This window comes from Bacteroidota bacterium (assembly GCA_016711505.1).
Taxonomy (GTDB): domain Bacteria; phylum Bacteroidota; class Bacteroidia; order AKYH767-A; family 2013-40CM-41-45; genus JADKIH01.
Window position 1 is genome coordinate 575148 of sequence record JADJSV010000001.1, and the last position, 13072, is coordinate 588219.

A 13072-nucleotide genomic window follows, 5' to 3' on the forward strand; every position below is an offset into this window, starting at 1 on the left:
CACTTTTCACTTTTCACTTTTCACCTTTCACCTTTCGCTCAATAATCAATCAACTCCGGCCCCGATTCCTGAGGCGTTGTTTTCTGATTCTTACGTTTTGAGAAAAGGCTGTTGTCCGCCTTACCGATTTTATAGGAAAAATTTAGCATTGCAACACGGGATTCACGGCTCCGGGAACCTTCTGTCCGGTAATATTCACCGAAGTTAATGTATTCAAATTTTCGCATTGCGAAGACATCGTTTACATTCAGACTCAATGAAGCTTTACCATTCCATAGATCTTGTTTCAATCCGACATCAATACCACTCATACCTTTGATCTCACCATTTACGGTAGTCATCGGTGCTAAATAATTTCCTGTTAACTGAAAGGACGTATTCTTTGCAACCCGCAGACTAACATTCAAACGTGAGGACCATTGAGTAGAATTTGTCTGGTAATCTGAATTTACGTTTGTACCATTAATTTTACTTTGGTAAATATTAAAACTTCCCATCACGGAACCAAGTTTCTCGAAAGAATAACGCACGATCAATTCACCACCCGTATTTTCCGAAGAAGAAAAATTTGTTGTTGTCATTGTTCCCACTCCTGTATTTGCATCTACTGTACGGTATCTGCTGATAAGATCATCTGTTCTTCTGTAAAAAACAGATGTCGTAATATTCCAGGATTTTACATTCAGGCTATTAGATAATTCAAGAGCATTCGTAAATTCAGGTCTGAGAAATGGATTTCCCTGACGGATATTCAATGAGTCTGAGTAATCAACAAATGGATTCAGTGAACGGGAATCCGGACGATTTACCCGACGACTGTAACTCAACTGCAGATCACTTTTCGAAGACAATGGATATTTAAAAAACGCACTGGGAAAAAATGAGATATAATCATTCTTATATGTTTCCAATATTGTTTGTGATTCAATTGATGCAAATGTTTGTTCAGCCCTAAGGCCAAAATTATAATCAAGTTTTTTAATTTTACTTGTAAACATTGCATATCCGGCTGCTATCTGTTCATTGTATACAAAGTGGTCTGAGTTAAGATTGTTTCTTTCATACAGGCCGCTATTAAAATTGAGGTCAGAGTAATTCAATTCATTGTCGAGAAAGCGGTTTGAACTTTTTAATCCTGCTTCAAGTTTGCTGGTTTTATTTATTGGCTGAACTAAATCTGCCTGTGCAATAATATTCTGATAAGTATTTTCATTATTATTGATCTGATAATGCAGATCAAAAGCAGAATAAAGACTGCTGCTATATTCATTATCTGATTCCCTTAAGCTGGAAGAATAAGATAAGTTAGCAGTAAATTCTCTGCTTGTTGAATCCCATGTTCTTCGGTAATCAGCATTCAGATCATAATTGAAATTATTATTTGACTCGATGTTATCACGGTAATATGTATCAAATGTAATTTCCTCCGGAGTGAAAAAACGATATTGAATTTGTTCCGGTCTATTATCATCTCTGAACGACACAGAGCCACTCACACCAATTGTATTGAATTTATTTACAAAAAAATCTGCCCCAAGTTTTCCTACGTGATTATCATTCTTAGAAGTTCCCTGTGAACTGGAACTGTAGTAATATGGAGATTGTCCGGAAAAAAAATTATATTGTGTACTCATTCCTTTGTTACTGCGGCTTTCATGTCTGTAATTATAATTTGCATAAAGATTCACTCTTGGCGAACGGTCGTTCCCGCCTATTCCGAAATTGTATTTATCATTTGTTCCTACTCCAAGAGTGACATTTCCATTCATGCCCTTCATCTTCTCTTTTTTGGTCTTGATATTTATTATTCCTGCCATACCATCAGCATCAAATTTTGCAGAAGGATTTGTTATGATCTCTATTTGTTCAATTGCTCCGGCCGGGATCTGTTGTAGTACAGCTTTTCTATCTCCACCCAGCATACCCGAAGGTTTACCGTCTATCAGAATCGTCACATTTGCGCTTCCTCTCAATGCAACATTCCCATCAATATCAACTGCAACGGAAGGAATTGTTTGAAGTACATCCGTTACAGTTCCTCCCGTATTGACAATATTTTTATCCATGTTATAGATCTTTCTATCGATCGAATTCACATAGTCTGCTTTCTCTCCTGTAATAGTCACTGCATCTAAATTAGTAATAGAGCTTGACATTTTTATTACTCCGGCATCCACTTCTACATTTTGCATGGAAAGTGAAATCGGTCTGGAAAAAGATGTTTTGTAACCTATGAATGATGCTTTGATGATAATATTCCCCAACGGCAGATCTTCAGCTAGAAAATTTCCGCTTTCATTGGTTTGAACACCGCCCACTAATGATGAATCTCTTGCAGATAGAAAAGCAACTGCTGCAAAACTTACAGGTTCGTTTGTTTTAGCATCCCGCAGACTTCCTATAATCTTTCCGATTTTGGGTGCATTCCTTCTCAAAGAATCCGGTCGGGTTCCGGAAAATTCTCTCTGTTGTGCAAATAGTATTGTTTGAAATAGAAGAAAAATGAGAATTAAAGATGATCTTTTCATAAGTAGAATTGAAGTACAAAAATAGTACTTAATAGTTAGATTTATGACAGATTTAGGTAAGATAGGTTTAGTGTTATGCGTATATTTACCAAATATTAACATCTATGATTCCTTTAGCTGAACGAATGCGACCCACTACTCTTGATCAATACATTGGTCAATCGCATTTGGTTGGAAACGATGCCATTCTGCGTAAAACTTTGGCCAGAAATGTTATTCCTTCCATTATTTTCTGGGGTCCGCCGGGAGTCGGTAAAACCACACTTGCCGGGATTATTGCCAAAGAAATCCGGCGTCCTTTTTACGTACTTTCAGCTGTAAGCTCAGGCGTTAAAGATGTGCGTGAAGTAATTGAAAAAGCTCAGCGCTATCAATTCGAATTGAAAGAAGTTGAAGGTAGTCCTATATTATTTATTGATGAGATCCATCGTTTCAGCAAATCGCAACAAGATTCTCTTCTCAATGCAGTTGAAAAAGGAATTGTTACACTGATAGGTGCTACAACTGAGAATCCATCTTTCGAAGTTATCTCTCCTTTACTTTCCCGTTGTCAGGTCTATGTTTTAAAAGAACTTTCTAAAGATGATCTTGTTGCAATTGTCAGGCAAGCAATTAAGGAAGATGTCGTTCTTAAAAAAAGAAACATTTCTCTTAAAGAATCAGAAGCGTTACTACGTCTGTCTGGTGGCGATGCAAGAAAATTACTCAACCTGCTTGAACTTGTTGTGAATTCATTTTTGCCCGACGCAGAAATTGAAATTACCAATGAAAAAGTTCAGGAGATCGTTCAGGACAAAATAGCCATTTACGATAAGAATGGTGAACAACATTATGACATAATAAGTGCCTTCATTAAATCAATGCGTGGGTCTGATCCGAATGCGGCTGTTTATTGGCTTGCGAGAATGATCCGTGGCGGAGAAGATCTTAAATTCATCGCACGCAGGATGGTAATATTTGCTGCAGAAGATATCGGGAATGCGAACCCGACTGCATTGGTAATGGCAAATACTTGTTTTGAAGCAGTAAGTAAAATAGGTAATCCGGAAGGACGTATTATCCTTTCACAAGTTGTCGTTTATCTGGCAACTTCTACAAAAAGCAATGCAGGTTATATGGCAATAGAAAAAGCATTAGCAGCAGTAGATGAACATGGCGACCTACCGGTTCCACTCAACATCCGAAATGCTCCAACCAAACTTATGAAGGAGTTGGGATACGGAGAAGGTTATCATTATGATCATTCAAGTAAAAATAGTTTTGCCGGAAATGAGTTTTTACCCGACTCGATCAGTGGTTCAAAATTTTATGAACCGGGATCAAATGCCCGTGAACTTGAAATCCGCAATTTTTTGAAATCACTATGGCGGGAGAAATATGATTATTAACAACTCAAGCGTATAATTTCCCGAAAATCCTGGTGTCAATACTCACTTCTTTTTCTCATATTTACAACGAATGAAAGGTCTAACCCTACTTATTATCCTATTTGCTTCTCTGTTTGTTTCTTGCAAAAAAGAAAATGATAATCCACAATGGAATGTCAATTTTCTTGGTCCTCTTGCAAAAGCAACACTTGGAATTGAAAACCTCATCGGTGATTCTTCTCTTTCAATAAATTCAAATGGAGCAGTGAGTCTGATTATTGATACGACTTTTTCAAACTTTAAACTTGATTCGATCTATACAATTCCTGATACTACTATCCTGACCACACAGATTTTTCCGCCAGCTCCGTTTCCCATACCTCCAGGTACGGTTTTTACTCCCGGAAATAGTAATGTTGTGTTAGGAGTTTCAGGTGTGCAATTAAAATCTGCAAATCTTCAGGAAGGATCAATAAAAATTGAAATTAAAAATACACTACAATCCAAGATTCTGTACACTTACAAAATTCCAAGGGCAATAAAAAATGGAGTTCCATTTGAAGTGAATTTTACTATTGATTCCGCATCCATTACTGATCCTAAGTTTTTTACACAGAGTTACGATTTCTCCGGCTATACTATTGATCTGACGGGCTCAACAGGTGGGTCATTTAATACATTGGCTTATGATGTACTTGCAAAATCAGATCCTGCCGGCGATACATTTAATTTGGCAGGCAGTGATACTCTGATAAATATAAAAACTTCACTCTTAGGAATTGCTCCAAATTATGTTCGCGGTTATCTTGGACAGACAGATCTGTCAGAAAACAAAAGCATCAGTTTTGGTTTCGGTAACCTGATTTCTGATGGAACAATTGCCTTAGACAGCGTTGATATGAAATTTGAAGTGACGAATTACATCGGTGTTGACATTCAGGCATACATCAATAGTTTAACATCGGTTAATAACAGGACAGGACAAACCGTCCCGTTAAACAATTCAAATCTTATTCAACATAATCTGAATATTAATCGCGCAACAGAAAATTCGCTTGCAAGTTATAATGTGATTCCTTACGTCTATTCTGTTTCCTTGAATAAAAACAACAGTAACATCAAACAGATCATGGAAAGTTTGCCGGATAGTCTCCGGTATGATCTGTCATTCCAACTGAATCCACTTGGAAATATTTCAGGGAGCTCCGATTTTATCTATAGCGATAAACTCATCGACACAAGAATCCAGGTGAAAATGCCTCTGTCTTTTGCTGCAAATCAATTGACGTTATCCGATACGATTGATTTTAATATTGAAGATGCTACTGATCTTGATCCAATTGGCCCAAGTGTTATCACACTTCATGCAATGAATGGATTTCCGTTTGATATGAACATGCAATTATTATTACTTGATGAAAATAATAATGTGATCGATTCCCTACTTGTTCCCGGATTAATTGCTTCCGGTCAGTTAGACATCAATAATCTCGTCACTTCGTCTACTCAGACAAAGATCCCAATCCCTATCGACGATAACAGAAAACAAAAACTTACCAATACAAAACGGATAAAAGTCCGTGCTGCATTTACAACACCGAATTATCCGCAGTTAGTTCAATTGTATAACTCTTATCACCTCGATCTCAAATTTATTGGAGATGGTGAATATCTTATCCGCTAGTCTGTGAAAAGAATTTTATTCGCCATAATCTCTATTTTATTCAGTCAGGCCGTTTTTGCATATAAACATCAACCTGATACTTCCAAAGCTGATTCAACCAGAAGTGGTTCCTATTGGTCTGATGACCTTTCAAATTATATAAAATCTAAAGTTACAATTGAATCAGAATACTTCTTTGGTTCAAATGCTCTCACAATTGATCTTGCATCTACATATTTTATGAATGGTTTTATAAATAATGGGATGAAGGATGTTGTATCAAGGAAACTTGATGGATCAAATCGATTTGGAGCCGGTTTCAAATATGAATTTAGTTACCGTCATCAACCTGATTCATTTTTGTTTGGACTAAGAAATTCATTTTATCAGATTGGATTCAGAGATGTTTTTCATCTTGATTCGAAATTCAATATTGATGTTTTTGAATTATATTTCCGGGGGAATAAAAAATATGCAGGGAAGACTGCTGACATTGGGAATTTTGAATTCAACCAACTTTTTTACCAACAGCTCTATTTCATGTTTGGACATTCATTTATCAGGTCGGAAAATAAATTCGAATATTCTATTGGTTTAAATTTTAACAAAGGACATAAGTTACTTATTATTGAAGCTACAGATGCATCCATTTATACTCAAGAAGATGGCGAATATCTTGACCTGGATGCAAGTTTGGAAATTCACAGAAATGATTCTGCAAAAAATGAAAAGTTGGCATTCAACGGGATTGGCGGCTCGATAGATTTCAATTTTAAATGGACTGATAAAAAGAACAGATCACTGGAATTCAAAACTCAGAATCTAGGAATGATAGCATGGAACAATCAATCTGCTTTCATCGAGGCCGACACAGCATTCAAATTTGAAGGTGTTGACATTTCAGAATTATTCGACTTTTCGGATTCAGTTACAAATTCTATTTCATTGGATTCATCATTAGTAGAGCCCTATCTCACAAAAAGAATTAAAAAAGAACATACAACACCTTTGCCTGCATTAATTCAATTCAAGTATTCAATTCCAATTGAAAAATATAAAACAATAGCTTCAACTGAGGTTGGTTATTTGCTTTTTGCTAATTGTAAGCCTTATGTCCGACAGAGTTTTCAGTACAAAATTAATTATGTTCATTCAATTGGTTTAAGTTTGAGCTACGGTGGTTATTCTAATTTCGATGTTGGATTAAACTATGAACTTAAATTTAAAAGCTACAAATTTAAACTCAAAAGTGATGCAATTACAGGCTTCTTCATGAAAGATGCTACGAGTCAAGGTGCTTTTGTATCTTTGTCAAAATCTTTCTAAATAATTCAATTCCGAAAACTCTAATTCGAATTACCTATCACGAACAACAAGAAAATGCTCTCAAAGATCCCCCACATAAAAAACACCGACTCCGGAAATTTCTTTCTCCTGGCCGGTCCTTGCGTTGTTGAAAGCGAAGAAATGACAATGGGTATTGCAAAACGCGTTCAGGAAATTACTGACCGCTTGAAAATACCTTTCATCTTTAAAGCGAGCTACCGTAAAGCAAATCGAAGTCGTATAGATTCGTTCACAGGCATTGGCGACGAAAATGCATTAAACATTCTTGCAAAAGTCCGTGAAACTTTTAAAGTACCGATTGTAACCGATATTCATGAAAGTGATGATGCTGCAATTGCCGCTAAATATGTAGATGTATTACAGATCCCTGCATTTCTTTGTCGCCAGACTGAACTTTTATTAGCAGCAGCTGCAACCGGCAAGGTTGTGAATATCAAGAAAGGCCAATTTCTCTCCGGAGATTCAATGAAATTTGCTGTAGATAAAGTCCGGAATGCAGGAAATGAAAATGTTATGCTTACAGAAAGAGGAAGTATGTTTGGCTATCAGGATCTGATCGTCGATTACCGACAAGTAGTTGACATGAAGAAGAACAATGTTCCAGTCATACTTGATATCACCCATTCCTTGCAACAACCAAATCAAACCACAGGAGTTACCGGAGGTCGCCCGGATATGATAGAACTTATTGCGAAAGCTGGTATTGCAGTTGGCTTTGACGGACTATTTGTAGAAACACATCCTGATCCTAAAAATGCAAAATCGGATGGTGCGAATATGTTGCATCTGGATCATTTGGAAGGGATGCTTGAAAAGTTGATTCGAATACGCAAGGCGATTTAAACACAGAGAGCATTAAGAAAAAAAGGGAGAAAAAAAGAATTTACTTTCTTTTCTCCCTTTTTTTCTTTGTGCCCTCTGTGTTAAAAAAAATCATTTTTCTATCGTTTATTTAGAATTAGTAAAGATCTAAAAACCGATATCAAAAATATTTTTATATTTATCGGATAAATTTTAGATCAATATGACTGACATATATTTGAATAGAAAATTATATTTATTTTTTTTAGTTTTATTTATATCCAATGAATGTTTTTCCCAAGATACAATCGTTAAAGTAAACAAAGATACCATCCAGGCTAAAATACTTGAAGTTGGGATATCTGAAATTAAATATAAAAGGTTCGACAATCCCGAAGGGCCAATATTTGTTATTCCGAAATCAGATATTTTATTGATACGATATGTTAACGGAGGAACAGACAATTTCAATGTTGAAAAAGATAACTCTCCGATACCGGCATCACAAATTGAATTCAAAAATCCGGAAGGATTAACTGCTGAAGAATTAAAGTTAAAGGGTCAAAAAGATGCGACAAGACATTATGATGGATATAAAGGTGCGGGAACAGGAACGTTAGTCACAAGTTTAATTTCTCCGGCTTTAGGATTAATTCCTGCTATTGCATGTGCTTCAACAAAACCAAAACCTGTTAATTTGAATTATCCGGATCCACAATTAATGAACAATTATTCCTACAAAGCCGGCTATGTAACACGTGCTAAAAAAATTAAACAAGGAAAAGTTTGGACAAACTGGTCAATAGGCTTTGCTGTCAATGTAGTTATTGTATTAGCATTGATTAGGTAAATTATCAACCTTAAAAAACAGATTGATTAGGGTAAAAAAAGTTCATCTCAAGCAATATTACAAGATTATTATCCTGAATGTATTTGTAGTATTGATTTTCTGTACGTGAAGAAAATAAATTCCTGCGCTCAATTTTGAGAAATCATGTTGCTCTTTCAAATTCCCACTTGATATAAGTTCTCCATTCGAAGATATTAATTGGTAGTAATCAGACAGTCCATAATTTGAAATTGAAAAATTCCCATTTCCGGGATTTGGAAATATTTTCAAATTATTAATCTCATTTCGTTCAATCAAACTACTTAAAGTATTACACGGATCGCTCAAGTCCGCAACTGAAAATGGAATCGATGAAATATTTCCTTCATTTCCAATTGGCACAAAAACCGAATATTCACCTGTAGTATTTATTGCAATTGTTTGAGTGGTTTCACCTGTATTCCAAAGGTATTCCGGATACGTGGCGCCGGCATCAAGATAACCAATCCCTCCTGCTTCATAACAAGAAATTTCCGGCCGAAGAAATTGAAACGGTAATGAACTAAAGTTAAATGCCCGGTAACTTAAAAGGGTGTCAACAAATGTTACCTCAAAAACTTTTTGTCCGACTACATCAATAACTTCAAATGCAGGTTGCGAAATATTTACATTCAAATTACCAAAATCTATCAAGGTATTTCCATTTTCTAACCGCTGAACATTTCCGGTTGATAAACTGAATATGGTAGAATCTTTTACATAAGACCAAACAAGTTCTGCAGTGAGATTGATTTCATCGAGAAGATATTCTTTTGCAGCAGCAGGATGACCGGGCGCACCGTTATCGAACAAGGTAAGGTTTCCATTTGCAATTCGCCGACAATCGTGCTGACCTGTAAACATGCCTGGATCATTCAGGAAATTAAACTGGTTAGCATTACCACCCATTCGCCACATGACATCACCGGTTGTGCGGTTGATCTTTGTTATCTCATTGAAATGTCTGGAAGAAAGTAGAATATTCCCATCTGAATCTTCTGCGACAGCATTTGAATGCGTCCAATCAACTGTGTTCGGGTTATTCAAGCGGGCAGTGTCAACATCAGTAAACGAAAAATAGTCTTTTGAATGCCATTCAAATATTACATTCTTATTTACATCCTGAATCTGGATCACAACAGCCTTGACACTCGCTGTTGAACTACCCGGAGAACCGTTGTTGTTGAATAAATAATAAGAGCTCAGATCCATGACAACATTTTCACTTCCCATTAGTAAGTACTCACCATTAGCCGTGATTTGCATATCATGCCCATCGTGTTGAATTCCATTTTTACAATTTACTGAATCGAGAATAGTAAAAGAACTATCCATCAGATAGTATTTATTCAAATAAGTATAGGTCATAAGACCATTACTTAACAATTTAAAATCACCTGTATTTAATCCGCTGACAAATTCCTTGTAGTAAACAACATTCCCAACACTATCAAGAATCATATGGTAGGGATTAAAATTAGCACCCTGCGGACCCATTTTTATAGGGACTAAAAAATAATAACCGGTTCCGGAACTATCATAAATTGTAGTATTGAATTGCGGATAATTTTGTGCATGAACGCTAATTGACAAAACAATAAATAAAACTAAATATTTCAACATCATTTAAATTGTTTTATGATTGAATTCTCTGACAATTTATTAATAAATAAGTTTAATGCGAAATTTTTATTAATATCACAAAATAATTATCTGGCTATTTTTCCGGATTTCAGCTGTTCTTACTCCATCCAATTACTATAGCATCAATTTGCTATTAGACCTGGTCGATTGGAATTGAATTGTAAGATAAGTAATCTGATGAACTGAAAAATGAAAATAAATTTATTGGATTTGTTTCTGATAAATGAAAACCAAAAAAATATATTAACTGAAAATCAGCTTTGAGATGAATACAACTCAACAAATAGCAAAACACTTTCGCGAAGTTTATTTCGGAGGAAACTGGACTTACTCTAATCTTAGAGACAACCTCAAAGGAATAACAGTTGAACAAGCCAACAAACAAATTGGTACAATAAATACTATTGCAACATTAGTTTTTCACTTGCATTACTACGTCAGAACAGTGACTAAAGTATTGAATGGTGAACCTCTGAATTCAAGCGACAAACAGAGCTTTGAACATCCTGCTTTTAATTCACAAAAGGACTGGGATGATTTTCTGGAAACTGTATGGAAGGAAGCAGAAGAGTTTGCAGTGTTAGTTGAAAAATTACCAGACAGTAAGCTAACAGAAAATATCGCCGATCCAAAATATGGTATCTACTACAGAAACCTGCATGGAATAATTGAACACACGCATTATCATTTGGGGCAGATCGCTGTATTGAAGAAGTTGATCTCTCTTTAGGTCAAGGGTCAAAAGTCAAGGGTTAAAGGTCAGAGGTCACGCTGTTTATAAGCAAGCAGCGTGACCTCTGACCTCTGACCTTTGACCTTAAACTTTAATCTTTGACCTTAGACTTTACCCATACAACCCACTCACTGATCCACCTTCGTTATCAAAAACTCCGTCCTCCTGTTCTGCGCACGACCGGCGTCAGTTGAATTTTCTGCTATCGGTTTAGTGTCGCCATAACCTTTGGAAGTTAACCGGACTGCAGGAATGCCTGCTGTGATCAGATATTCGTATACGGTCTTTGCTCGCTTCTCTGAAAGAGTTTGATTATATGGCTTGCTACCGACATTATCTGTATGTCCACTGATCTCGAAATGTGCTTTTGGATTTTTGTTGATGAAATCAAGCAGTTTTTTCAACTCCGACTTTGACTCCTGTTTCAAATCAAATTTATCTGTATCGTAAAAAATATTCTTCAATACAATTGATTGTCCGGCTTTGATTGGTTTCATAGGAACATCCTTCAGAACAGGATCCTTTGAAGACTTTGCACTCTTTAATTCAAAATTATCTGAATAGAAAAGATAACCATCCTTGGAAACATTCAAAGCATAGCTTTTTCCTGCTGGAAGACATACGATGAATTGACCCGTAACAGAATTTGAAGTTGACCTCACAATTATTTTTCCTGTTGCTAGATCAATAAGTTCAAATGAGGCAGCCAATGGAAGCTTTGTATCATCATCGAATACTTTTCCTTTCATGTAAGTTACAGGTTGAGGACGGGCTTTTTCGTAGAGATCAAACTGGTAAAGATCTTCTCCACCTTTTCCGCCCGGACGATCAGAAGAAAAGAAACCTATTTTTCCATCAGGACTTACAAGTAATGAAGCTTCATCACTGGGTGTGTTTATCGGATAACCAATATTAATAGGTTCGCTCCATTCCCCGCTACTATCGCGTTTACTGTAAAAAATATCTTGTCCACCCATTCCTGTATGGCCATTTGAAGAAAAATATAGTGTCTGATCATCAGGATGAATAAATACGGATAATTCATCAGCTGATGTATTGATCTTACTACTTACTGAAACCGGATCTGACCAACGTGCATCATCTCCTATTCTGCTCATAAATATGTCGTGTTGACTTACATTATTGGAACCTTTAACAGCTCTCACAAAATAGAGTGTTCTTCCATCTGAACTAAATGAAGGCTGACTCTCCCAAGCTCCTGTATTTACAGGCAGATCAAGATTTCTTGGGTTTGCATATTTATCACCTGTTTTCTTAGCGATGAAAATATCGCAGCTGCCATTTGTTTTCCTTTGATTGGAGGAATGATACATTTCTTCACAAGCTGTAAAAAACAAATATTGACCGTCAGCAGAAAGTGATGGAGCACCTTCGTTACCATCAGAATTAATTTCAGTCACCGGTTGTGCTGTCCGCCAACCTTTCGCACTCATCGAACTGATATAAAAATCTTCCTGTTCAGTTTTCCTGCCATCTGAAGGTGTAGATTTTACACGACGGGTAAACAGAAATGTTTTTCCATCACCGGTAATTGCAGGAAAATATTCTTCGAAAGCAGTATTTATACTATCTCCCATATTGATGGGATTAAATGGAACCGGATTCTTCACTGCCTCTTCTGCAAAGGTGCAATTAACGATCATCGATTTTGCCTTTGCACTTAATGCAGGTGAAACTTTCGGAAATGAAATGAACTTTTCAAAATCGGCTTTTGCTTCTGAATAATGTCCTCCTAAATATTCCACTGTCGCAAGTCCATAAAAATTATTAATAAAAAAATCCGGATTGATTGCAATTGCAGATCTGAATGAAGCAATTGCTTTTTCATAATCCCTTATATCTGAATAAATATTTGCTTTCAGCATATGAGCTTCGATGAATTTCGGATCAGCTCCTATTGCTTCATCTAATGCTTCGAGCGCTTTTTCATTCAGTCGCGAATCATAAAATTTCAAAGCAGCTTCAAAACTTCTTGTAGCTTTTGGAACAGACGAAGTATATTCTCTTTGTGCAGAGGCAGAAAAAACAATTAAATTAAAAATCAGAATGAGTAGCTTTGTATAGCGCATAATACTTTTTTTTCGAAGCAATGATTTTTTC

9 protein-coding genes are annotated in these 13072 nt (G+C 36.1%); 6 read left to right on the top strand and 3 right to left on the bottom strand.

What is annotated here, in order from left to right:
* Positions 1 to 38 precede the first annotated feature (38 nt).
* Positions 39 to 2528 (bottom strand): TonB-dependent receptor, encoded by a 2490-nt coding sequence (locus IPL24_02455; protein ID MBK8362561.1) that lies wholly within the window; start codon positions 2526 to 2528, stop codon positions 39 to 41.
* A gap of 104 nt (positions 2529 to 2632) precedes the next feature.
* Here IPL24_02455 and IPL24_02460 point away from each other — a divergent pair, with 104 nt between their 5' ends.
* The 5 genes from IPL24_02460 (at position 2633) to IPL24_02480 (ending at position 8556) form a co-directional block, all read left to right on the top strand.
* Positions 2633 to 3916 carry a replication-associated recombination protein A gene (locus IPL24_02460; GenBank protein MBK8362562.1) on the top strand — a complete coding sequence of 428 codons (1284 nt, stop codon included), beginning with the start codon at positions 2633 to 2635 and terminating at the stop codon, positions 3914 to 3916.
* Positions 3917 to 3986: 70 nt separating this feature from the next.
* Entirely contained in the window at positions 3987 to 5579 is a 1593-nt protein-coding gene (locus IPL24_02465; protein MBK8362563.1) for a hypothetical protein, read from the top strand.
* 3 nt (positions 5580 to 5582) lie between these two features.
* On the top strand, positions 5583 to 6884 hold the full coding sequence (locus IPL24_02470) for a hypothetical protein (protein ID MBK8362564.1): 1302 nt from the start codon (positions 5583 to 5585) through the stop codon (positions 6882 to 6884).
* Positions 6885 to 6938: 54 nt separating this feature from the next.
* Positions 6939 to 7748: a 3-deoxy-8-phosphooctulonate synthase gene (kdsA, locus tag IPL24_02475; GenBank protein MBK8362565.1), complete on the top strand. Its 810-nt coding sequence runs from the start codon at positions 6939 to 6941 to the stop codon at positions 7746 to 7748.
* A 196-nt stretch (positions 7749 to 7944) separates the two neighbouring features.
* Positions 7945 to 8556 (top strand): hypothetical protein, encoded by a 612-nt coding sequence (locus IPL24_02480; GenBank protein MBK8362566.1) that lies wholly within the window; start codon positions 7945 to 7947, stop codon positions 8554 to 8556.
* Between the two features lie 57 nt (positions 8557 to 8613).
* Here IPL24_02480 and IPL24_02485 read toward each other — a convergent pair whose 3' ends face one another.
* Positions 8614 to 10197, bottom strand: coding sequence for an aryl-sulfate sulfotransferase (locus IPL24_02485; GenBank protein ID MBK8362567.1), 1584 nt, complete (start codon positions 10195 to 10197; stop codon positions 8614 to 8616).
* 286 nt (positions 10198 to 10483) lie between these two features.
* Here IPL24_02485 and IPL24_02490 point away from each other — a divergent pair, with 286 nt between their 5' ends.
* Positions 10484 to 10948: a DinB family protein gene (locus IPL24_02490; protein MBK8362568.1), complete on the top strand. Its 465-nt coding sequence runs from the start codon at positions 10484 to 10486 to the stop codon at positions 10946 to 10948.
* Between the two features lie 131 nt (positions 10949 to 11079).
* On the opposite strand, the gene IPL24_02495 is transcribed toward IPL24_02490, so the two are convergent.
* Complete coding sequence (locus IPL24_02495) at positions 11080 to 13041, bottom strand: PD40 domain-containing protein (protein ID MBK8362569.1); 1962 nt, start codon at positions 13039 to 13041, stop codon at positions 11080 to 11082.
* Between the last annotated feature and the right edge of the window lie 31 nt (positions 13042 to 13072).